At 71.3% G+C, this 22,319-nt stretch carries 21 protein-coding genes; 7 read left to right on the top strand and 14 right to left on the bottom strand.

All coding sequences use genetic code 11. The features are described from left to right. Positions 1–227: 227 nt before the first annotated feature. The gene (locus tag ACFXKZ_RS43705) at positions 228–1,445 is read left to right on the top strand and encodes a sensor histidine kinase (RefSeq protein WP_380010833.1); all 1,218 of its coding nucleotides are present in this window, start codon (positions 228–230) and stop codon (positions 1,443–1,445) included. Further along, the gene (locus ACFXKZ_RS43700; RefSeq protein ID WP_380010830.1) at positions 1,442–2,215 is read left to right on the top strand and encodes a response regulator; all 774 of its coding nucleotides are present in this window, start codon (positions 1,442–1,444) and stop codon (positions 2,213–2,215) included. Before ACFXKZ_RS43705 ends, ACFXKZ_RS43700 begins: the two co-directional genes overlap by 4 nt. Before the next feature lie 17 nt (positions 2,216–2,232). Here ACFXKZ_RS43700 and ACFXKZ_RS43695 read toward each other — a convergent pair whose 3' ends face one another. After that, complete coding sequence (locus tag ACFXKZ_RS43695) at positions 2,233–3,168, bottom strand: alpha/beta fold hydrolase (protein ID WP_380010827.1); 936 nt, start codon at positions 3,166–3,168, stop codon at positions 2,233–2,235. Beyond that, positions 3,165–3,713, bottom strand: a complete 549-nt coding sequence (locus tag ACFXKZ_RS43690) for a TetR/AcrR family transcriptional regulator C-terminal domain-containing protein (protein ID WP_380010824.1) — start codon at positions 3,711–3,713, stop codon at positions 3,165–3,167. The genes ACFXKZ_RS43695 and ACFXKZ_RS43690 overlap by 4 nt, the downstream gene beginning before the upstream one ends. Positions 3,714–3,960: 247 nt before the next feature. On the opposite strand from ACFXKZ_RS43690, the gene ACFXKZ_RS43685 reads away from it, so the two are divergent. Both ACFXKZ_RS43685 and ACFXKZ_RS43680 read left to right on the top strand, forming a co-directional pair. After that, positions 3,961–5,373, top strand: a complete 1,413-nt coding sequence (locus ACFXKZ_RS43685; protein ID WP_380010821.1) for an amidase — start codon at positions 3,961–3,963, stop codon at positions 5,371–5,373. A 223-nt stretch (positions 5,374–5,596) separates the two neighbouring features. Further along, on the top strand, positions 5,597–7,117 hold the full coding sequence (locus tag ACFXKZ_RS43680) for an MFS transporter (RefSeq protein ID WP_380010818.1): 1,521 nt from the start codon (positions 5,597–5,599) through the stop codon (positions 7,115–7,117). Between the two features lie 68 nt (positions 7,118–7,185). On the opposite strand, the gene ACFXKZ_RS43675 is transcribed toward ACFXKZ_RS43680, so the two are convergent. Continuing rightward, a complete protein-coding gene (locus ACFXKZ_RS43675; RefSeq protein WP_380010815.1) occupies positions 7,186–7,725 on the bottom strand; it encodes a carboxymuconolactone decarboxylase family protein in 540 nt (179 codons plus the stop codon). A 155-nt stretch (positions 7,726–7,880) separates the two neighbouring features. On the opposite strand from ACFXKZ_RS43675, the gene ACFXKZ_RS43670 reads away from it, so the two are divergent. Further along, a complete protein-coding gene (locus ACFXKZ_RS43670) occupies positions 7,881–8,504 on the top strand; it encodes a MarR family winged helix-turn-helix transcriptional regulator (protein ID WP_380010812.1) in 624 nt (207 codons plus the stop codon). Between the two features lie 116 nt (positions 8,505–8,620). Here the strand turns inward: ACFXKZ_RS43670 and ACFXKZ_RS43665 are convergent, their stop codons facing one another. After that, complete coding sequence (locus ACFXKZ_RS43665) at positions 8,621–9,595, bottom strand: helix-turn-helix domain-containing protein (RefSeq protein WP_380010809.1); 975 nt, start codon at positions 9,593–9,595, stop codon at positions 8,621–8,623. 115 nt (positions 9,596–9,710) lie between these two features. Between ACFXKZ_RS43665 and ACFXKZ_RS43660 the strand changes: the two genes are divergently transcribed. Then, positions 9,711–11,735, top strand: a complete 2,025-nt coding sequence (locus ACFXKZ_RS43660; RefSeq protein ID WP_380010806.1) for a WD40/YVTN/BNR-like repeat-containing protein — start codon at positions 9,711–9,713, stop codon at positions 11,733–11,735. A gap of 157 nt (positions 11,736–11,892) precedes the next feature. On the opposite strand, the gene ACFXKZ_RS43655 is transcribed toward ACFXKZ_RS43660, so the two are convergent. The 6 genes from ACFXKZ_RS43655 to ACFXKZ_RS43630 all read right to left on the bottom strand — a co-directional run bounded on the left by ACFXKZ_RS43655 (position 11,893) and on the right by ACFXKZ_RS43630 (position 18,289). Continuing rightward, a complete protein-coding gene (locus ACFXKZ_RS43655; RefSeq protein WP_380010803.1) occupies positions 11,893–13,236 on the bottom strand; it encodes a glycoside hydrolase family 18 protein in 1,344 nt (447 codons plus the stop codon). A 405-nt stretch (positions 13,237–13,641) separates the two neighbouring features. Further along, positions 13,642–13,890: a helix-turn-helix domain-containing protein gene (locus ACFXKZ_RS43650; RefSeq protein ID WP_380010800.1), complete on the bottom strand. Its 249-nt coding sequence runs from the start codon at positions 13,888–13,890 to the stop codon at positions 13,642–13,644. Continuing rightward, positions 13,890–14,381, bottom strand: coding sequence for a DUF2975 domain-containing protein (locus ACFXKZ_RS43645; RefSeq protein ID WP_380010797.1), 492 nt, complete (start codon positions 14,379–14,381; stop codon positions 13,890–13,892). Before ACFXKZ_RS43645 ends, ACFXKZ_RS43650 begins: the two co-directional genes overlap by 1 nt. 78 nt (positions 14,382–14,459) lie before the next feature. Continuing rightward, complete coding sequence (locus ACFXKZ_RS43640; protein WP_380010794.1) at positions 14,460–16,520, bottom strand: ABC transporter ATP-binding protein; 2,061 nt, start codon at positions 16,518–16,520, stop codon at positions 14,460–14,462. 200 nt (positions 16,521–16,720) lie between these two features. Further along, positions 16,721–17,023: a hypothetical protein gene (locus tag ACFXKZ_RS43635; protein ID WP_380010791.1), complete on the bottom strand. Its 303-nt coding sequence runs from the start codon at positions 17,021–17,023 to the stop codon at positions 16,721–16,723. A 219-nt stretch (positions 17,024–17,242) separates the two neighbouring features. Then, positions 17,243–18,289, bottom strand: a complete 1,047-nt coding sequence (locus tag ACFXKZ_RS43630; protein ID WP_380010993.1) for an LLM class flavin-dependent oxidoreductase — start codon at positions 18,287–18,289, stop codon at positions 17,243–17,245. A 208-nt stretch (positions 18,290–18,497) separates the two neighbouring features. Between ACFXKZ_RS43630 and ACFXKZ_RS43625 the strand changes: the two genes are divergently transcribed. Then, a complete protein-coding gene (locus ACFXKZ_RS43625; protein ID WP_380010788.1) occupies positions 18,498–18,800 on the top strand; it encodes a hypothetical protein in 303 nt (100 codons plus the stop codon). Positions 18,801–18,831: 31 nt separating this feature from the next. Here ACFXKZ_RS43625 and ACFXKZ_RS43620 read toward each other — a convergent pair whose 3' ends face one another. The 4 genes from ACFXKZ_RS43620 to ACFXKZ_RS43605 all read right to left on the bottom strand — a co-directional run bounded on the left by ACFXKZ_RS43620 (position 18,832) and on the right by ACFXKZ_RS43605 (position 21,814). Then, the gene (locus ACFXKZ_RS43620) at positions 18,832–19,185 is read right to left on the bottom strand and encodes a zinc ribbon domain-containing protein YjdM (RefSeq protein WP_380010785.1); all 354 of its coding nucleotides are present in this window, start codon (positions 19,183–19,185) and stop codon (positions 18,832–18,834) included. A 71-nt stretch (positions 19,186–19,256) separates the two neighbouring features. Continuing rightward, a complete protein-coding gene (locus tag ACFXKZ_RS43615) occupies positions 19,257–19,583 on the bottom strand; it encodes a hypothetical protein (protein WP_380010782.1) in 327 nt (108 codons plus the stop codon). Then, positions 19,577–21,220, bottom strand: a complete 1,644-nt coding sequence (locus ACFXKZ_RS43610) for a SulP family inorganic anion transporter (RefSeq protein ID WP_380010990.1) — start codon at positions 21,218–21,220, stop codon at positions 19,577–19,579. The genes ACFXKZ_RS43615 and ACFXKZ_RS43610 overlap by 7 nt, the downstream gene beginning before the upstream one ends. A 231-nt stretch (positions 21,221–21,451) precedes the next feature. Continuing rightward, positions 21,452–21,814 carry an ArsR/SmtB family transcription factor gene (locus ACFXKZ_RS43605; protein ID WP_380010779.1) on the bottom strand — a complete coding sequence of 121 codons (363 nt, stop codon included), beginning with the start codon at positions 21,812–21,814 and terminating at the stop codon, positions 21,452–21,454. Between the last annotated feature and the right edge of the window lie 505 nt (positions 21,815–22,319).

Genomic DNA, 22,319 nt, shown 5'->3' with positions numbered 1-22,319 from the left:
TGGGGGAGTGGGCGGGGGAGCGGCCTCGGATCGGTCCGGATCGCCGTGCACCGCGGTGGCCGCAACGCTGTCGCGCCGAGGGGGTGTCGCGCGTCGGGCCCGGGAACGTCGGTCCGCACTCGTTCCGACGGAGGCCGGGTGCCGGCCGCGTCGGTCGCGCGACGGACGCCGGGTGATCCGTCCCAGGACTGACGCCCGACCCGCTCCCGGCGGGCTAGCGTCGGGGCGTGGAACAGTCCCGCCCGCCCTTGACCCAACGTCTGACACCGCGTCACCTCGCCTGGCTCGACGTGGTGGCGGCGGTGGTCTCGGCCGCGTTGATCTGCCCGAGCCTCGGACGATTGCACGAGCATCACGTGCCGGTGCCGCTCTTCGCCGTCCTGGCCATCGCGCTCGCCGCCGCGGTGGCGCTGCGCCGGCGGCATGCCGCGTCGGCCTTCGTACTCGCGTGCCTCGGCTATGCGGTACTGGCGGCGTACGGGTTCCCGAAGTCGCCGATGATCGCGCTGGTGCTGGTCGTCTATGTGGTCGGCCTGGTCGAACCCCTGTGGCGTTCCGTCGCCTTGCTCGCCGCCGGCAGCGTCCTGGTCGCGCTCGCGCCGTTGGTCGGGAGCTCCGTCGACCGTGGTTGGTCGTCGTGGAGCAGCTGGATCCTCGGCCAGGTGGGCGCACTGCTCGCCTTTTGGACCGTCGGCCGGACGATGGGCAGGCAACGCGCCTACAACGCGGGCCTGCGCGAACAGGCGGAACGCCGGGCCCGGGACGAGACGGACCGGGCCCGGCGCACGCTGGTCGAGGAACGGCTGCGGATCGCCCGAGAGATGCACGACGTGGTGGCGCACAGCATGAGCGTGATAGCGGTACAGGCGGGGGTCGGCCACCATGTGATCGCGGCCAGGCCCGACGAGGCGGCCAAGGCGCTCGCCGCGATCGAGACGACCAGCCGGGCGGCGCTGCGCGAATTGCGCGCGCTGCTGGGGGTGTTGCGCGAGGAGGCGCCGCCGGTCGGGGGACGGGACGGCTTCCACTCGGCGCCCGGTCTGGCGGACGTACCCGGTCTGGTGGAGAAGACCGGTCGGGCCGGCCTGCGGGTCGACGTCCGCATCGACGGCACCCCGCGCGAGTTGCCGTCGGGTATGGATCGCGCGGCGTATCGCATCATTCAGGAGGCGTTGACCAACGTGGTCAAGCACGCCGACACCGATCGGGGCAACGTGTTCATCCACTACGGCGACACCGACATCAGGATCGAGATCACCGACGACGGCTCGGGGCCGGCCGGTCGGGGCGCCGGCGACCTCGAGGGCCTCGACCGGGCGCAGGGTCACGGACTGATCGGCATGCGCGAACGGGTCGGCCTGTACGACGGCGACTTCCAGGCCGGGCCGGGTCCGCGCGGCGGCTATCGGGTCGCGGCCCGGCTGCCGCTGGGCGTCGGCGCATGAGCATTCGCGTGGTGGTCGCCGACGATCAGGCGCTCGTGCGCGCCGGCTTCCGGGTACTCGTCGACTCCGACCCCGGCCTCACCGTGGTGGGCGAGGCCGCCAACGGCGCGCAGGCGCTGGAACTGATCCGCCGGGAACGCCCCGACGTGGTCCTGATGGACATCCAGATGCCGGAGGTCGACGGCATCGAGGCCACTCGGCTGGCCCTGTCGGGTCCCGATCCGGTGGACACGCGGGTACTCGTGCTGACCACGTTCGACCTCGACGAATACGTGTTCGCGGCACTGCGGGCGGGGGCGAGCGGCTTCCTGGTCAAGGACACGCCGCCGGCCGATCTGCTCGCCGCGATCCGGGTGGTCGCGGCGGGGGAGGGCCTGCTCTCGCCGGGGGTGACCCGGCGCCTGATCGAGGAGTTCGCCCAACGCCCGATGGCGGCCGTCCTCGCCCCGACCCGCCTGGCCGCCGTCACCGACCGCGAACGCGAGGTCCTGCGCCAGGTCGCCCGCGGCCTGTCCAACGCCGAGATCGCCGCCCACCTACACCTGTCCCTGTCCACCGCCAAGACCCACGTCAGCCGCCTGCTCACCAAACTCGACGCCCGAGACCGAGCCCAACTGGTCATCGCGGCTTACGAATCGGGCCTGATGAACCAGACGCCGACGGCGCGTTCGAAGCCGGTCCCGGCGGACTGCCCCGGACCGACGCCGGATGCGGGCCCCCGCCACAACCCCTCGGCGCCGACCCGCCCCAGAGCACCCGACACTGTGTAGGGGCAGCAGGCCGTGTACTACCTCTCCGCGGTTGCGGAGGGACCGCTGTTCGCCTGGAACTCCCCGACGGCTCGCGGCCCTTGCCGCCGGGTGTCATCGAGGAGGGCGCGCCACAGGGGGGTGGGGTCGGTGAGGGCGAAGAGGTGGCCGGCTTCGGGGAGGATGCGTACTTCGGCCGTCGGGAGCCGTGCGTGGAGCCAACGGGCCACGCCCACCGGTACGTTCGCGTCGAGGTCGCCGTGCACGATCGTGGTCGGTGCGGTGATCGTACCGAGCGGGTCGGGCAACGCCCGGTGGTAGCGGCGCATGTCGGCGACGGCCGCTCCGGGCCCCTGGCACAGTGCCGCCTCGGCGTCGCGTGCCGTCGACGCGCGGGTCGCCGGGTCGTTCAGGGCGAGCCGGTCGGACTCCGGCAACCCGGCCGGTGGCTTCGCCGGATCCGTCGGGGCCGAGGCCCGCCGGGTGAGGAGAACGCCCAACAGGCCCGGCACGCGCCGGGCCAGCCAGTAGGCGAGGGTCACCACGGGGAGCCGGCCTCGGGTGGCGGAGGCGGGGGCGCCCGGGACCATTCCGCAGGCCACGATGAGGCGGTCGACCCGGTCGGGCACGCGCTGTGCGACGGCGAGCGCGTAGCCGGCGCCGCCCGAGATGCCGATCAGCGACGCCCGGTCGAGTTCGAGCGCGTCGAGCAGGGCGGTGAAGTCGCCGTCCCACGCGTGGAAATCGTCGATGTCGACGGGGTCGGTCTCCCCGAAGCCCGGCCGGTCGGGGCAGATCAACCGGACTCCGGCGGCGGTTGCCGAGGCGTCGAGCGGGTGGGCCTGGAAGCGGCTGCCCGGTGTACCGTGCGCGAAGATCGTGGGGACGCCGGTGGGGTCGCCGTAGACGCAGTAGGCGATGCGTCGCCCGCCGGGCGCCGGGGCGAATCGGGTCGGCGGCGCGGATATGGTCACGCCCGCCCCCGCGGGCGTCCCGCCGGCCGTCCCTCGGCGATCGTGGACTCGATACCGGTGATCAGGAGTTCGAGGCCCTGCCGGAAACGTTCGGCGTAGTCGTGGTACCGGGCGAAGACCGACACCGCCTGCCGCTCGGGCGACGCGTCGTAGTGTTCGAGTTCGCCTCGACCGAGCCGGATCGCGACATGCCCCGTGACGAAGTCGTGGACGGCCGCGTACGCGTACGTGGCGCGCTCCTCGTCCAGCCCCGCCGTACGCAACGCGCCCGTGACGCGGTGTGCGACCGCGTCCGCGCCCGGTGCGTCGAGGGCGGCCCTGCGGTGTGCCTCCAGGACCAGCGGGTGGCGCATCAGCAACGCGCGCAGTTCCTCCGCGAAGACCCGCACGACGCCCTGCCAGTCGTCGGGCCACACGATCGATCGGGTCACCCGGCCGACCACCTCCGAGACCATCGTGTGACGCAGGGCCTCGATGCCGCCGGTCGTGCGATGGATCGCCATGGGCGACACGCCCAGCCGATCACCCAACACGCGAAACGACACGGCGTCCAGTCCACGGTCGTCGGCGATCTCGGTCGCGGCGCTCAGGATCGCCTCGAGCGATACGGCCTTGGGCCGACCCGGCTTCCCCGTCTCCGGCGGGCCACCCGCCGCACCACGGGCTGCACCACTCCCCGAACCACCCGGTGGCTCGGACGCACCTGCTGCACTCATCGAACCCGGCATTGACGATTCCATGGGAACACCCTAACAATACGCGTAACGAAACGCCAAGCGAGGTGTACCGCGCATGTCTGAATTGCACGAACTATCGGCCCTGGACCTCGGTTCCGTCATCGCCTCCGGAGAAACCTCCCCGGTGGATGTCGTGGACCATTTCCTCCGGCGCGCCGCCGAGGCGGACACGGTCGGGGCATTCACCACGATCGCCGACACACACGCCAGGGAATCGGCACGCCGAGCCGAACGTACCCTGCGCGACAGGAGCGACGAGCCGCTGCCCGCGCTCTTCGGAGTGCCCATCGGCATCAAGGACCTCGAGGAGACGCGCGGAATTCGCACCACCTTGGGCAGCAGGGTGTTCCAGGACTGGATCCCGGACGCGGACGGCGAAATCGTCACCATCCTGCGGGCCGGCGGCCTCATCGACATCGGCAAGACCACGGTGCCCGAGTTCGGCGCCGCCTGCTACACCGAACCCGACATCGCCCCGCCCGCGCGCAGCCCGTTCGACCTCGCGTGCGGCGCCGCCGGCAGCAGTGGCGGCGCGGCGGCGTCGGTGGGCGCCCGATTGTTGCCGTTCGCGCAGGGCAGCGACACCGCCGGGTCGTTGCGGTCCCCGGCGAGCGTCTGCGGCGTGATCGGCCTCAAGCCGAGCCGGGGCCTGATCACCACCGGCCCCGACCGCGGCGACAACATGGGCCTGTCAGCGCGCGGACCACTGGCCAGGACCGTACGCGACACGGCCGCGCTCCTGGACGTCCTGGCCTCGCGGCCCGGCGCGAACACCGTGCATCCCCCGGCGCCTTCGGCGGGCAGCTACCGGGCGGCCTGCGACGGGCCGCTCCCACGCCTGCGGATCGCGGTCGCGCACGGGTCGATTTCCGGTGGCCCGGTGGCCGCCGAGTCGGCGGAGGCGATCACCCGTACCGGGCTGCTGCTCGAATCCCTCGGGCACACCGTGGTGCGTCGCGACCAGGCCGAGGACCCGCTGTTCACCGAGTCGTTCACCCTGGCCTTCGCGTCCCTCGCCGGCGGCCTGCTGCTACCGCCGGGCGCAGAGCCCCTGCTGCGCCCGATCGTCCGGCATCTGCGCGCGATCGCGACCCGGACCACGGCGGCCGAACTGGCCGCGGCACTCGGCACGTTGCAGGCGCGGGCCCGCGCGTGGACGCTCGACCACGCCGACGTGGACATCGTGATCACCCCGACGATCACCCGCCCGACACAGACCCTCGGCGAACTGCGCGACGACGCCGACCCGGCGGGCGAACTCGCCGCGATGACGGCCTTCACCGGAAACACCGTCCTGGCCAACGCGACCGGCTTTCCGGCCCTGAGCCTGCCCGTGGAGTGGAGCGCGCGAGGTATGCCGATCGGCGTGATGTTCACCGCGGGGTGGGGGCGGGACGACATTTTGTTGCGACTGGCGGCGGAGGTCGAAGAGGCCGCCCCGTGGGCGGAGCGCTACCCGAACGTCTGAATCGAATATCGACTGCCGAATATCGAACCGGGCGCAAGAGTCCCAATAATCCGAGAACGACCCCGCGTTCTCGGTCCCATGCGCCCGCGCAGCCACGCGGTTACGCGGGTCGATTCGGCGTATCCGAATACTCGCATGGATTTCGCTCCGGTTTCGCTCGGATTCCCCTGCGGATTCTGCGCGGAACCGGGTGAATCGTGCACAGAGAAATGAGACCCACGCAATGAAACGCTCCGCCACCGCCTCCGCCGAAACGGGTGACACCCCGTCCGGAAGACGCGCCACCCTCCTGTTCCTGGCGTTGGCCGTCACGGCGATGGCCGTCGCGGCACTGGAGAGCCTGATCCTTCCCGCGTTGCCGATGCTGCAGAGCGATCTGGACATCAGGCCCGCCAAGGCCGCGACGTGGGCGGTCGCGCTGACCGTCAGCGCCGCCGTCTCGACTCCTCTGGCCGGCAGCCTCGCCGATCTCCACGGTCCGCGCCGGACCATGGCGGGCGTACTGTTCCTGGTCACCTGCGGTGGCCTCGTATCGGCCGCGGCGCACTCCTACACGATGTTCCTGGTCGGCCAGATCCTGATGGGCACCGGCACGGGAGTCATCCCGATCGGCTTCGTGGTGCTGCGTTCGCTGTACGCGCCCGATCGGCTGAAGGCGCCGATGGGCATGTTCATGGCGGCGATCACGGCGGGCAACTGCGCGGGCGTGCTGTTCGCCGGACCGATCGCGAATTCGCTGTCCCGGGCCTGGATGTACGCCCTCCCGACACTGTGCGCGGCGGCCGGGGGCGGGCTGTTCCACCTGACCGCCGCCGGGCTGCGGACGCCGGTGTCCGAGGTGGCGCGGCCGGGCGGGAAGGCGGGCCCCTCCCGGGTCGACTGGCCCGGTGCGGCGACCCTCGCCGTCGGATTGGCGCTGCTGTTCATCTGGCTCGACCGGGCACCCAAGGACGGCTGGGGCGCCGCGACGAGCCTGGTCCTGGTGGCGTCGTCGGTCGTGGTCCTCGTCGGATGGGTGTACGTGGAGAACCGGGTCGTGCATGCGATGGTGGCACCGACGCTGCTCCGCCGACGCGGTACTTGGGGCCCGGTGAGCGTCGGCGTGGCACAGGGCTGGATCTACGGCATGGTCGTCTACCTCGTCCCGCAACTACTGGCCCTGCCCAAGGCCACGGGCCTGGGGCTCGGTGCGAATGCCTCCGAGATCGGCTACTACCTCTGTGCGGCTCTGGCCGCGGCGGTGCTGAGTTCACCGCTCGCCGGCCTGGCGGCCCGACACGTGGGCAGCCGGGCCGTCGCCGGCGTGGGAATGGTGTCGCTCGCCGCCGGCGCGCTGACTCTGGCCTATCACCACGAGCCATGGCAGATCGTGTGCGGACTGGTGCTGACCGGGATCGGCGCGGCGGCCGGCTCGACGGCGATCTTCGTCGTCGCGGCCTCGGCAGTGGCACCCGAACAGGTCGGTGTCGCCACCGCCTTGACCACCGTCGCCCGGGCGCTCGGCGGGGCGGTCGGGACCCAGGTGGCCGCACTGATCATGACCCACAACCCGATACTCGTTCCGGGCGGCCCGCCCTCCGACGACGGTTTCCGGATCGCATATCTGACCGCCATGGCCATCGCGGTGGCCGCCGTCGGCCTCGTGTTCGCCTTCCCCCGCGACGCCCCGGCGCGCCCGGCTCGATCGTGGGTGCGAGTGCGCGCCGCGGCCCCGTCCTCGCTCCCGGACGGCCCCCCGGCGTAGCGCGCCCGTGCGTCCCGGTGCGGTTGGGGCGCCGGTGGCCGCCCCAACCGCCGTGGCCGGCTCGGGACTTACCCGGGCAGTGCGACCGGCGGGAAGTCGACCTCGGTGCGGCCGACCGAGTTGAAGTAGTTGGTGAACACGTTGAGCGCGACCGCGCCGATGATTTCGCCGATCTCGCCGTCGTCGTAACCCGCCGCGCGTACGTCGGCGAGTTCGGCGTCGGACACGAAGCCCTTCGTACGCAACACCGCCCGCGCGAAGCGCAGCGCCGCGGCGGCCTTCGGGTCGGACGCCTCGGCGTGGCCGCCCGACGCCAGGTCCGCGTCGCTCACCCCGGCGTGGGCGCCGAGTACGTGGTGCGCGGCGTAGCAGTACTCGCACGCGTTCTCGGCGGCCGAGACCAGCGCGATCTGCTCGCGCAGCGCGCCCGACAGCGATCCCTTGGCGAGCGCGCCGGCGAAGGAGAGGTAGCCGTCGAGGACGGCGGGCGATACGGCCATCGCCCGCATCATGTTCGGCGTCACGCCGAGGGCGCTTTCCACCTTCGCGAGCAGGCGGCGGGCATCGGGGGCGGCGGTGGCCGGGTCGACCATGGACAGACGGGACATGGCGGGAACTCCTCGACTGGGTATGCGAAACCGGACCTTCGGCAGCGTGTGCCGAAGGACTGTTGGCAGTGCCAAATGTAGTTGGCACTGCCTAGAATGCAAGAGACGGGGCGATCCGGAGCGGGAAAAAGAAACGAAAGAGAGGCAGCACGCCGATGGAGGGACCACCGGGGCTCTCGCCCACCGAGCACCTGCTGCTCGGCCTGACCCGGCTCGGCCAGGCGGTGCGCCTGACGGCCTGGCACAACGGCGGTCCGGCGAAGCTGAGTCCGTTGCAGGCCGACATCCTGCTGTACCTGGCCGCGGACGCCCGACCGCGCAGGCAGGGCGAGATCGTCAAGGCGCTCGCCTCCACGCCGCCGACGGTCAGCGACGCGATGCGTGCGCTCACCTCGAAGGGCCTCGTCGACCGCCGGCGCGATCCGGTCGACACGCGCGCGGTGACGCTGACCCTGACGGACGCCGGCCGGGCGGAGGCGGATCGGCTCGGCGTCGTCCCCGCGCCGCTGCGCGAGGCCCTCGACGCGCTGTCGGACGCCGATGTCGCGGCGATGTTGCGCGGAACCACCACGATGATCAAGGTGTTGCAGGAGCACGACGCGATCCCGGTCTCGCGTACGTGCGTGACGTGCCGCTTCTTCCGACCGGACGCGCACCCGCAGGACCCGGACCGCCCCCACCACTGCGCGTTCGTCGACGCACCGTTCGGGCCGGGCGAACTACGCGTGGACTGCGCGGACCACGAACCGGCGGACGCCGGACCGGAGGAGGCCCGGTGAGCGGCCGGACGTACGCGGGATCGGCGACGGCCCATCGGCCGTGAGCGCCCCTGCGTGAGCGCCCCGTGCGAGGCCCGGTGTGAGCGCCCCTGTGCGAGCGCCCCACGTGAACTCCCCTATACCCAGCCGCGCCGCACCGCCTGTACACCTGCCTGGAACCGGTTCTCCGCGCCCAACTCGTCGAGGAGCACCCGCATTCGCCGCCGCAGGCTCCGGGTGCTGATGCCCAGTTGCCGGGCGATCGTCTCGTCCTTGAGTCCGGACAGCAGCAGGTTCAGGATCCGTCGGTCCTCCGCGTCGAGCGGGTCGCCCGCCGACCCGGAGCCGGCGGCGGTGAGGGGGACGGCCTGGGTCCAGAGCCCTTCGAACAGGGTGACCAGGGCGTCGACGAGGGTGGTGCCCCGGATGACCACGCTGCGGGTGATGGGCGGGTCGAGGTGCAGGGGCAGCAGGGCGATCCGGCGATCGGCGACGGACATCTTCAGCGGGACGTCGGCGAGGACCCGGGCCTCCTCGCCGGCCTGCGACAGGCCGGACACGACGTCCAGGTTCCCGGGTATCTCGAACGACTCGGGGGCGTAGATCGTGCGGTACCGAACCCCGCGGCCCAGCAGGGTGTGTTGGAGCGGGTTGCCGTGGGCCAGGACGTACGGCGGCCGGTCCAGGCTCATGATCTCCTCGGTGGCCTCCTGCTGGAGCCGAGCGAACCACCGGCCGAGTTCGTCGGCGCTGGTCAGCAGTTCGACGCCTTCGCCGGGGCGGGCGGTCTCGCCGAGCGCGCGGTAGACGGCCTCGAGTTCGGCGGCCGTCTCGGTGACCCGGCCGAGGTCGGCGTGCGCGTTGCGGACCAGGGCGGCGAGGGCGGCGGTGGGGCTGACGGCCGCCCACCGGGTGGGGCGGCCGGAGAGCCGGCTGACCAGACCGTGGCCGCGCAGCCGAGCGAGGGCTGACTGCAGCCGCTCGGCGCCCGAGCCGGTGCGCTCCGCCAAGTCGCGCACAGTGACCGGCGGTCCGGCCAAAACGGTGCGATAGACCCGCTCGTCGAACGGCGCGACCCCGACGGCGCCGAACACCAACTCGTCATTTTCCATGGCGAGCGAGCATGGCCGATTCCGGCGCCGGCCGCAACCGGCCGGCGGCCACACCTGGCCGACCCTCGGGAGCCGCGACTACAAAGAGCACACCACCGGCCCCATGGGAGACGGCATGTTCAACGCACAACATTCACGGTCGAGTTCAGCGAAGGTGTCCCGGCGCCGACTACTCCTGATCGCCACGGTGGCCTTCGGCACCGTGTTCGGCGCGTTCGGCACGGTGCCCGCCGGAGCGGAACCCGCGGACTCCGCCGACCCGCCGACGACCCTGGCCACCCGGGGCAACGAATGGCGGCAGGTCGGCCCGAACGGCACCGGCGGCAAACTGGCGTTCACCCCCGCCCGGCCCGAACGGGCCTACGTGCAGACCCCGATCGGCAACGTCGTCTTCCGATCCGACGACCGGGGTACCACCTGGCAGCAGAGCAACGAACTGCCGGTGGACGCCACGGACGCCGGCGGCATCGCGGCCGGCCCGCTGCGGCCCGACGTGGTGTTCGCGGGCGGTGTGGAGAAGGAGCACTGGCGCGGGTACGTGCTGCGCAGCACCGACGCCGGCAAAACGTTCACCCGGGTGCTGGACACCCCGGGCGGGATCAGCGGCGTCGTGTTCGACCCGACCGGCGCGCGGCTGTACGCGACGGGCGCCGAGGGTGTGCACGTGACCACCGACAACGGCAACACCTGGAAGCTGCTGGCCGGTGCCCCCGCCGACGCGCGCAACCCGAAGTTCACCGACGGCGACCTGTACTTCACCGCCGGCGCCGACGTCTGGGTGCTGCGCCGAGGCGCGCGGACCCCGGTGAAGCTGCCCCGTCCCGGCTCGACCGGCGCGGGCGTCGATCAGTTCACCGGCACCGGTGGCACCCTGGTCGCCAGGGGCGACCTGCAGGTCGCGCAGGTCTCCACCGACCGGGGCGCGCACTGGCGGGCGCTGCGCGGGCCGTGGGGCACCGACGTGGTGGTCCTGGCCGCGGTCGTGGACGGCTCGGGCCGGCTGCACGTCCAGGTCAATCAGTCCACCGGTGAGATGCAGCAGTGGGGCAGCCGCGACAACGGCCGCACCTGGCGCCCCGAGGCGGGCCTGGCCCGCATCGACCTGTACGAGAGCATCGGCACGTTTCCCGGACGGCCCGGCACGGACGTCATCTCGGCCGGCGCGGGCATCTACACCACCGACGACCACCAGTCCTTCCGCCGGATCGGCGTGCCCGGCTCCGAGGTGTTGTCGCTGACCGTCGCCCAGGGCAAGTCGGGCCCGGCGATCGTCGCGGGCACCATGACCGGCACCTACCAGTCGTCCGCGCCCCTGAAGAGCCGACTGCCGCGCGGGTACCAGGAATGGGGCTTCTCCGGCTCGGCGCCGCACACCGTGGGCAACAGGATCGACGGCCTGGCCACCGATCCGTCGAACCCCTCGACGGTGTACCGGGTACGCAACACCTGCACCTTCGATCAACCCTGCTTCTACCTGGAGAAGTCGACCGACGCGGGCGTGCGGTGGACCATCACGCAAACGGCCGTACCGGGCAAGGCACTCGGCATCGCGGTCAGCCCCGGTGACCCGAAGCGGCTGTACATCGCCACCCACTCGCCGTCGGCCGTGTACACCAGCAACGACGGCGGCGAGTCCCTGGTCCAGAACGGGCAGGACGACCTGAACGGCTTCACCAGCGTCGCCGTCGACCCGGTCGACCCCGACAGCGCCTGGCTCGGTGGCCCGGACGGGCTGTTCCGCACCACCGACGGCGGCGTCACCCTGACCAAGCTTCTCGACGGCTGGGTGAGCGCGATCGCGCTGAACCCGCGCACCCCGGGCCACGCGGTCATCGCCGCCAGGGACGCGCTGTACGTGACCACCGACGGCGGGAAGAACCTGACGAAGGCGGCCGGCGACCTGAGCGGTTACCTGAGTTCGCTGGCGTTCACCCCGGACGGCTCGACGGTGTTCGCGGGCTCGCACGAATACCATTCCCCGGCCCTCGGAGTGCTCCGCAGCACCGACGGCGGCCACACCTGGGGCTCGATCACGAAGAACCTGCCGGAACCGTCGGTTTCGTCGCTGACCGTATCGCCCGACGGCCGGTGGCTGTTCGCGGGCACGACCTACGGAAGCGTGCACCGACTGGCGGTGTAACCACCCTCCGAATGCGAACGCGCCGCCCCTGCCCGAACTCCCGGGCAGGGGCGGCGCGTTGGTGTCATCCAGGGGCGCCGATCACCGCGGTGCCCGACGTGCGCCGCCCATGGTGACTCCCAAGTCGGCTTGCCCGAAGCATGTTTTCGGACGCCCTCTAGCGGCGCAGGCCGCGGTCCAGTGCGGCTACGGCGCTTCCGTGCGAATCGTCGCCGTCCAGGGCCCAGATCATCACGCCGGCCAGGTCGTTACGGCGCGTGTAGCGGGCCTTGGCGGTCAGGACTTCGGAGTTGTCGAAGCTGTAGAAGGTGTCGCCGTCGTACTTCCACGAGGCGCCGTGGACGCGGTCGACGTAGGTCCTGCCGGGGCGGGCGCCGAGTTCCTTGTAGGTGAGGTCCGGTGCGGTGCCGGTGGCCTTCTGGTAGAGGCCGTTGCGCTCGCCCGCTGGAACGCCGGTCCATCCGTGGCCGTAGAACGGGACGCCCAGGACCGTCTTCCCGGACGGCAGGCCGAGTCGGGCGTAGTGGTCGACGGCCTTGTCGGCGCTGCGTTGGCGGACGTCGGGGTCGGTGGGGTCGGAGTACAGGTTGGCGTGGTGGTTGGCGGGACCCTTGGCCTCCCAACTGCCGTGGAGGTCGTAGGTCATGAGGTTGATGTAGTCGACCGCGGCGGAGACCGCGGGGATCTCCAGGCGGTCGGCGACCACGGAACTGGCCGGCAGGGCAGCGGTCAGCAGGTAGTGCCGGGGCTTGCCGTGGGCCTGGGCCTTGGCGCGCTGTGCGGCGTACTCGTCGAGCTGCTTGCGGAATTCGGCCATCAGCAGGGTGAAGTTGCGGCCGTCCTCGGGGCGCGAGACGTTGCCCTCCGCGCCGCCGCCACCCGGATACTCCCAGTCGACGTCGATGCCGTCGAAGACACCCTCGGCGGCGCCTTGGCCGCCTTCCGGGGCGCCGTCGAGCCTCGGCACGTTGCCCTTGATGTAGAGGTCGACGCAGGAGGAGACGAACTTCCTGCGCGACTCGTCGGTGGCGGCGGCGTCGGAGAAGTACTTGGACCAGGCCCAGCCGCCGAGCGAGATGACGGTACTGAGCTGCCGGTTCTCGCCCTTCAGTTTGCGCAGTTGGTTGAAGTGGCCCTTGAGCGCCTGGTCGGGCGCGTCGGCCACGCCGTCCACCGACTGGGCGGCGGTGAACGGACGTTGGTAGTCGTCGTAGGCGTAGCCCTGGCCCTCGACGTTGGCCTCGAAACAGGTCCCCTCGGCGGAGACGTTGCCGAAGGCGTAGTTGATGATGGTCAGCTTCGCTGCCTGGCCGGTCTCCTGAACACGTTTGGCGGAGCTGTCGGCGCCCCACTGGGTGAAGTAGCCGATCCGCTGGCCCTTCGGCTTCGGGCCGTGGGACCCGTGGCCGGCGACGTTCGCGGCGTGCGCGGTGGTGGTGGCGGTGGCCAGCAGCACGGCGGCGGTGACGGCCGCGAGCAGACCGGAGGGACGAACGGGCATACACGATCTCCTGGTTCCGGCGGTGCGTCCATACGCCAGGGGGCAGGCGTAGCAGAGGTCTAGTCCATTCGGGTGCACCCGGACAAGGGATTCGTGCGGATCGACGCACGATGCAAAACGGCGACCCGTACGTCCGACACCCCGCGCGGTGGCCGCACACGTCGCCTTGGGCCCGCGATGCCGGCGCCGGTGGAGTCCGACGCTGCAACTGACGGGACCTGCTCGCCGCCTGCCTCGTCGATCCGGACCAGGACGTACGCGTGGAGGCGGCAGCTCGGCTCGCCCAGCTCGGTGTGGGGGCGAGGCCGAGTTGTTCGAGGAAGGTCAGTTGGTTCCCTGCTTGCCGTGCCCGTGGACCACCGCGCCGGACGATCTTCCGGGCCCGCACGTCGGCCCTGGGACACGTCATCCGTCCGTGACGTCCGCGGCGTCCGCGGCGTCCGCGGCGTCCTCGGCCTCCCAGCGCAGCAGGTCGCCCGGCTGGCATTCGAGCACGTCGCAGAGTGCGGCGAGCGTCGCGAAGCGGACCGCCTTGGCGCGGCCGTTCTTGAGTACCGCCAGGTTGGCGGGCGTGATCCCCACGCGGTCCGCCAGCTCGCCGACGGACATCTTCCGCTTGGCGAGCATCACGTCGATGTCGACGGTGATCGGCATCAGATCACCGCGTCCAGCTCGGCCTGCATCCGCGCCGCCTCGACGTCGCGCGCGACGGCCTGGGCAAGCAACATCCGCAGTACGAGTACGACGAGCGCGACCCCCAGGATGGCCACGCCGATCCCGCCCATGATCACGGTGACGCCCGGGTCGTCCCGCTGACCCGGCGCATTGAGGGCCGTGACCGTGAACCACAAAAGGGCGGCTGCCACGATCGCGCCGATCACGCCGTCCACGTACCGGAAGGCGTCATGGGAGAACACGGTTCCGCGTCGCACCATCGTCACCAGCCGCCACACGCAGACCAGGGCGACCTGGACCGACACCATGCCCAGGATCGTGATCACGCGCAGCGGGTTCAGCGGAAGCGACCCGTCCTCCGGGTCGTTCCCGCCGATCAACGCCCACACCATCGCTGCCTGTACGAACACGGTGCCGGCGAGCACCACCGCGAGTACGGCGCGCAAGGCATGCACGGCCGGCTTTCCCATGGCCCACCCCTTCCATCGAATTACGATAGGAATCTATCGAATATCGATAGGTGAAGCAAGCGTCGCCGAGAGTGCGGGTCAGCCCGGTGGCTGAGCTGTGTTGTGTCCGCTGCCGTTGTGTCCGGTTTCGTATTGATTGGCTTGCATGTGGTACATCGTGGCGTAGCGGCCCTCGTGGGCGAGGAGTTCGTGGTGGGTGCCGTGTTCGATGAGGGCGCCGTGGTCGAGGACGTAGATGTGGTCGGCGAGGCGGGTGCCGGCGAGGCGGTGGGTGATGAGGATGACGGTGCGTCCGGAGTCGGCGAGGGCGCGGATGCGTTCGAACGCGGCGATTTCGGCCCTGGCGTCGAGGGCGGAGGTGGGTTCGTCGGCGATGATGAGGTCGGCGTCGCGGTAGACGCCGCGGCCCAGGAGGATGCGTTGCCATTGTCCGCCGGACAGCGCCACTCCGCCGACGTAGGAGCGGTCGAGGAGGGTGTGCCATTTCCTCGGGAGTTCGTCGATGACCCGGTCGGCCTCGGCGTATCGGGCGGCGGCTTCGAGCGCGGGATCCGGGGTGGGCCCCGGGCGTTCCGGGGCGGTGTCGGGGTGTGCCCGTGGGCCGGGCACGGTCGTGGCGACGCCGTCCGTGGTGTGCCCTTGCGTCGTGGGGCGGCCGATGCGGATGTTGGCGGCGGCGGTGAACGGCCATTCGGTGAAGGACTGCGAGATCAGGGCGACGCGGCCGAAGAGTTGGTCGCGGTCCAGGGTGGTGTCGTCGATGCCGTCCCAGTGGATGTGCCCGGACTGCGGTCGGTACAGCCCCGCGATGATCTTTGCCAGGGTGGACTTGCCGGAGCCGTTCTCGCCGACGAGCGCGATGACCTGGCCGCGTTCGATGGTCAAGGAGACGGCGTCGACGGCGGGGGTGTCGCGGCCGGGATAGGTGTAGGTGACGTCGTCGAGCCGGATACGGTCGGGGAACCGCTCCACGGGCAGGCCGCCGCGCGGGATGGCGTGTTCGTCGGCGAGTGCGCAGGCGCGTTCGAGATCCTGGACGAACAGCGATTGTTTGTACGTCTGTTGCACCTGTTCGACGAGTCGGGTCAGTGCTCCCGTGCCGGTGCGGATCGCCAGGACCGCGGTGCCGGACGCGGCCAGCCCGGTGCGCCCGGTCCAGGTCAGCCAACCCAGCACGACGTATGTCACGCCCGTGGCCAGCCCCGCCAGGGCGGCGGACAGCAGGCCGGTGACGGCTTCGGCGCGCGCGAGTCGGCTCTCCTCGGCCTCGCCGGCCGCGGCCATCCGCTCGAAGTGTTCCACCAGGTAGTCGCCGACTCCGTGTACGCGGACCTCGGGACCGGACCCGATGTGCCGCAGATGCCACGCGACTTCGCCCTGTTGCCGGTTGTGGTCGATCCACTTTTGCACGGAGGCGTAGCGCCGGCGCGCATCGCGGACCGCGCCCCAAGCCTGGGGAACGGTGATCAACGCGAGGAGCGGCAGCAGCACCGGATGCAGCACGGCGAGTACGGTTGCGGCGGCGGCGAGGGAAATCAACGCGTTGGCGATGCCGATCGTGTACGAGATCATCCTCCGGGAGGCATCGGTACCCCAACTCGCCGACTGCAGCAGGCGTTTGAAGTCACCGTCCTCCAGGGTGGCCATCTCCACCCTGGCCGTCTTGCTCAGCAGCGACGTCTCGGCGACACGTTCGAGTTTGGGCTCCAGACGTCCGGCCGCGCCGGTGGAGAGCGCCTGCAGCAACGACACGACCACCCCGGACGCGGCCAACGCCAACAGGGCCGGCAACGCGGCCCGTACCCGGTCCGGAGTGGCGCCCTGGGCGAACAACCGCACCAGGACCTGATTGGTGGCCAGCAGGCTGAACGCTCCGGCCACACCCCGCCCGAGTTCGGCGAGACCGACCGCCGACAACGCCCGGGGGTCGGTGCGCCAGGCCAGCCGTACCGACGCCGCGACCAGCCGGGGAAGTTGCCGGAACGTGCCGAGCAGCGACAGCTGCAGGTGCGCGTCCTGATGCGCGAACGCGCCATGATTGTGGGCGAGTTTGCCACCGAAGAGTTCCTCGCCACTGGCCACGCCGCGGGCGATGGTCTCGGCGGCCGGGTCACGACGACGTCGGGAGGATCGGTTCACGGCGTCCACGGTGGGCGGTTCGACGCGTCGACGGCAACGGGGTTTTCGGGCGGAGACACCTTCGAGGGGGAATGGCAGCGAGCCGCGGGAGAGCGGGCAGGGGCCACGACGCCGGGATTTCGCGCCCGCCGTCGGCGCCGTCGCCGCGGCATCGTGACCCCAGAGTTCACCCTTTCGAGGCAATGATTGACGGCGGTCGGTCAGCCGGTTCGATAGCCGTCGTAGATGTAGCCATATCCGGAGGACCAACCCGTACGCCACCACTGCTTGCCGTACTTGTTGACGCACGAGCCGTCGATCAACTGCGGGCTGGAGAAAGTGGCGTAGACCTGGGAGCTGCCCAGGGGCTTGGCGTGCAGGGGGGTGTCCGGCTTGAAGTACATGTACTGGTTCGCGATGGAGCGGCACGACCAGTCGGCCGCGGCGTTCGCGGTGGCGGGCGTGATCCCCACGGCGGCCGCTACGGCGGTGGTGACCAGTAACGCCTTGAGAGTGCCCTTCATGATTTCCCCTGTGAGGTGGAAGGATCGGGTGCCGAATCGGTGGTGCGTGTCGAGTGGGCCCTATCGGCAATCCGGACGGCCCTCACCGAGCATTGTTCGCGCCGTGGGGGTGAGCAAGGGGACGGCGTTGTCCCGGACAAGCGGAACACCGTCGGGCCTGGTCGGAGCCTTGTCCGGGCGACGTTCGGGACAGCGACGCCATGATCGGGCTGTGCGGTGTCAGGGCAGAAGCCGGGCGATTTCGGCCATTTCCGCCTCGGGGTTCACCACGGGCTGGATCACGAGTTCCTCGACCCCCGACTTCTCCAGCGCGTTGATCCGCTCTCGGAGTTCGTCCCTGGTACCGATCAGACCGAACCTGTCCACCAGTGATGGCACGACGAGATCGCGCTCCTCGGGGGACAGCCGGCCGAGATAGTTGTGGTAGAGCGTGTGGTGGCGATTGGGGTCGGTGGCGGTGGTGCCGCGTAGGTGGAGCAGGCGGTCGACAGCCGCGGACTCCTCCTGCGGCAGGGCCGCGCGGAAGGCCGGGTCCTCCACGGCGAGGAGCAGTGCGCTCACCGCGATGTGCCCCATCGCGTCCTTGACGGCATCGCCGTACCGGTCCTCACCGTCGCCGAGGACGTACAGGGAGGAGACGAGGTACGTATGCGCCTTCTCGCTGTTGCCCGCGTCCCGTGCCGCTGCCCGGCGGGCCCGGCCGAGCGCGGACCAGGCCTCGGGAGCGTGCAGTGCGAAGGAGATCATTCCCGTACCCAGGCGACCGGCGACGGCGGCAACCTTCGGGCCGAACGCAGCCACGACGAACTCCACCGGGTCCTCGGTGTTGACGTAGCCGTCGACGTGCAGGAAGCGCACCCTGCTCGACCGGGTTCCCTCGTGATGGTCCGACTCGCGGCCCGCGGTGAGATCCTGCAAGGCCGCCGTGAACGACTCGAGTTCGACCGTCTTGGCCGGCCGCATGCCCAGCGTGCGGCGTGCGGTGTTGCCGGTGCCGACCCCGCAGATGACGCGGTCGGGAGCGAGGGCGTTGAGACTGCCGAGCGCCGCAGCCGCGGCGGGCGCGGAGCGCAGCGCCGGTGAGGTGACCCCGATACCGAGTTTGATCCGGCTGGTGGACTTGGCGCAGAGCGCGAGGGCGACGAACGGATCACCGTGGACCATCGGCGTGTCGTATACCCAGAAACTGCTGAAACCGAGTTCCTCCGCGCGGGCGGCCAGGTGCTCCAGACCCGGGCGTGCGGTCGTGATGATGCCGATCCGCATGCGATGCCTCTCGCCGTCGGGTGCCACCGGCTGGGATCGTTCCCTGTCGGCCCGCGCCTACACGCCGACCCTGGCGGACCGGAGCCTCGGCCGACCTCGGGTGGCGGCTTTGCGAGTCCGGAGCGCCGGCGGGACCCTGGAGGTGGCAGGGGCCGCTGTCCCGCGGCCGGCGGCCCGCCCGTCACTACGAACGCCGAGGGCCGGAGCAATGACATTCATCCAGATCATCGAATACCGGACGACCCGCATCGACGAGTTCGACGCCGCCCTGGACGACTGGGTCGCCAAAAACGAAGGTCACCGCATCGCGACGCGCGCTGCGCAGACCCGCGACCTCGACCGGGAGAACGTGTATCTGAACATCGTGGAATTCCCGTCCCACGAACTGGCAATGGAGAACTCCAACCGCCCGGAGACGGCCGAATTCGCGGCGCGGTTGGCCGAGCTGTGCGACGGGCAGCCCACGTTCCGCAACCTCGACGTGCTGCGCGTCCGCGAATTCGAGAGCTGAGCGGGGTCGCGACCTTGGTGCAGGGTCGGGTTCAGGCCTTCTTGACGACGCCGGACTTGAGTTGCATGGGTCCGAATCCGTCGATCCTGCAGTCGATGTCGTGGCCGTCCACGCCGTTCACCAGGCGGATGTTGCGCACCTTGGTGCCGGCCTTGATCCCGGTCGGGCTGCCCTTGACCTTCAGTGTTTTGATCACCGTCACGGTGTCGCCGTCGGCGAGCGTGTTGCCGACCGCGTCCTTGATCGGCGCATCCGAGGTGTCGGCGGCGGACGTGGGCGACCATTCGTGGCCGCATTCGGGACAGATCAGCAACGCGCCCATCTCGTAGGTGTGGGCGCCGGTGCACTCGGGGCAGTTCGGCAGGGTCTGGGTTGCATCGCTCATCGGTGGTCTTTCCTTGCCTTGTTCTTGGCCTTGTTCTTGGCCTTGTTCACGAGGGGGCGACGCTGGGGCGGTCAGCCGCGACCGCTGAAGTGGATGTAGAGCCAGATTCCGCCGCCGATCAGGTGCGTTCCGAAGGTGAATACGAGGAGCCAGACGATGATGCCTCGCTCCATTTCCTTCTGGGTTTGGCGTCTCCCGACGGGGCGTGGCGGGGTGGGGCGTTCCGCGTTCGTGTCGTCGGGAGGCATGGCGATTCTCCGATCCGATCGCTCGGGATTGGGGGCGTCGGCGAGGATGTCCTCGACGATGTCGGTGGCGGCGGGCGACACGTGGATGCGCACGCTGAAGGCGGGGTTGGCGTTCGGGTGGTCGCGGCCGGCGGGATCGCGGTTCAGCACGGCGGCGTCCGCGCGGCGGGGTCGGCGCCGAACGGGCCGGGCCGGTCGTGGGGCTGCCCGATGAGGGTCCGCGCGTACTCGATGGCGGCCGGGGTGTCGGGCAGGATCCGCCGGTCGCGGCGCAGGTGCTCGGCCACTCCCAGGGTGGCGAGGATGTCGTCGTGGGCGGGCTTGATCCCGGAGAGCAGGACGGTGATGCCACGCTGTTCGAGTTTGTCGACGGCATCGCCCAGGACGCCGGCGCCGGTGGCGTCCAACGCGGTGACGCGGGACATCCGCAGGATGACCACCCGCACGTCGGTGACCTCGGACAACTCCAGCAGGAAGCGGTGGGCCGCAGCGAAGAACAGGGGCCCGTCGAGGCGATAGGCCACGATGTGCGCTTCGAGGAGGGCGCGTTCCTCGTCGGTGTGGTCGCTCGTGTCCAACGGGACCTGTTCGAGGCGGGCGGTGCGCGCGACGGAGCGCAGGGCCAGGATCACGGCGAGGCCGATGCCCACCGCGACGGCGGTGACCAGGTCCAGGGCGACGGTGACGACGAAGGTCAGCGCCAGGACGAGGGCGTCGGGGCGGGTGGAGCGGGCCAGGGCGCGCAGCGCGGAGACCTCGACCATGCGCACGCAGGTCGCCAGGAGGACACCGGCGAGGGCGGCCAGCGGGATGTGGGCGACGAGGGAGGCGGCGGTGAACACGATGACGGCCAGCGCGACGGCGTGGGTCAGGGCGGCCAGGCGTGACGTGGCGCCGGCGCGTACGTTCACGGCGGTGCGGGCGATGGCCGCGGTGGCCGGGACACCGCCGAACAGCGGTACGGCGAGGTTCGCCACCCCCTGGCCGAACAACTCCCGGTCGGGGTCGTGCCGTTGCCCGACCGTCATGCCGTCGGCCACGGTCGCCGAGAGCAGGCTCTCCAGCGCGGCCAGCGCCGCGACCGCCGCGGCCGAGGGCAGCAGGGAGACCAGGAGGGAGGTGTCCAGGAAGCCCAGCGAGGGCGCGGGCAGCCCCGCGGGCAGGTCCCCGATCGGCGTCAGCGGCAGGTCCGCGGACCACGCCAGGGCCGTCGCCGCCGCCACGGCGACCAGGGAGAACGGGATCGCCGGACGCCATCGCGCCCCCAGGAGCATGACGGCGGCGACCGCCAGGGCCGTGACCGGCGCGGCGGCGGTGGGCCGGTCGAGCCAGCGGGAGGCGGCGTCGGCGGCGCTCTGCCAGACCTTGTCGCCGTCGGCGTGGGCTATGCCGAGCGCGGCGGGGACCTGTTGCAGGGCTATCACCACGGCGATACCGGCGGTGAACCCCTCGATCACGGGGGCCGGCAGGAACGCGGCGAGCCGGCCGAGCCGCAGGACGGCCAGCAGCACGAGGATCAGCCCGGCGAGGAGGCCGACCATCAGGACGCCGTCGGTGCCGTGCGCGGCGACCACCGGGACCAGGACGACGGTCATCGCCCCGGTCGGGCCCGACACCTGGAGGTTGGACCCGCCGAAGACGGCGGCCAGGGCGCCGGCCACGATCGCGGTGACCAGCCCGGCCTGGGCGCCCAGTCCCGAGGCCACGCCGAACGCCAGCGCCAGCGGCAGCGCGACCACCGCGACGGTCAGGCCGGCGACCAGGTCGCGTCCGGGGGAGCGGCGCATGCTGCGCAGGTCGCCGCGTCCGGGCAGCAGGGCGAGCCGGCCGGCGACCCGTGTCCCGACCGCGGGAGGAGGGGTGTCCCGCGCGGGGTGGGGTGCCTGCCGCCGGTCGTTCATGGTGGGGAACCTCGTTCCTGGAAGGTGCGCTGTGCCGATGCCCCGCGGGCCGCCCGTGGCCGGGCGTTCGTCCCCGGCGGCCGTCGTGCGGGTGGGCGGCTCCGGATGCGGTCCGACTCAGCCCCGGGATGGCCCGGGGGAGACCTCGCGCGTGGTCGCGCGCAGGTCCTGGAGGAGTTCCATCTGTTCGGTGAGCAGCCCGGTCAGGATGCCGCGCGCGACCGCGAGCAGTTCGCTCACCTGGGGGCTGGTGAGGGTGTAGTAGACCGTCGACCCCTCCCGGCGGCTGACCACCACCAGGTTGGCGCGGCGCAGCACGGCCAGCTGCTGGGACAGCCGCGACGCCTCGATGCCGACTTCGGGAAGCATCTCGGCGACGGAGTGCTCGCGTTCACTGAGCAGTTCCAGGACGCGGATGCGGGCCGGGTGCCCGAGCGTCTTGAAGAACTCGGCCTTCAGTTCGTACAGGGGGGTACTCACCGCTTCACGTCCTTCCCGGGGGTCACGGTGCGAGGGGGTGCGGCCGCGGTGACCGCCGCGTGGCGGCCGGGCTGCTCGGGTGGGTGTGGGCGTGTGGTGGGCACGGATGGTCCTCGTGTCTGTGCTCGTGTGTGCTCGTGCACTTGGGTCGTGGGAGGGGTCCCGGCGCATCGGGTTCGCGCACGGTGGGGCGGGGGCGGCCACGCAACCGCCGCTGCCTTCAGCGGCCCACAGGCCGCGTACGCACGCCGCAGTGGCTCCGTCGGGTTCCGGCTCACCGTCCCCGTGGTCGGCAGCACGTCCGCGCGCCGCTGCGGCGCGACGATCCGCAGCCCGTACCGCTCCGCGCCGCACACCGGTCCGATCCTCGCGCCGATCTCGATCGCGCGGCCGTTTCGCGAGCCCGCGTCCACACGGCGCACCTGAACAGATCCCCCCAGCTTCCCGGCATCCGCGTCCACCTCCCTCTCGGGTCGCTCCCGTGCCGACTCGGCAACACGAGACC

The sequence above is a fragment of the Embleya sp. NPDC059237 genome, assembly GCF_042754105.1.
In the GTDB taxonomy this organism is placed as follows: domain Bacteria; phylum Actinomycetota; class Actinomycetes; order Streptomycetales; family Streptomycetaceae; genus Embleya.
Note: the sequence above shows the minus strand (reverse complement) of the source record. Positions and strands in the feature narration are given on the sequence as shown.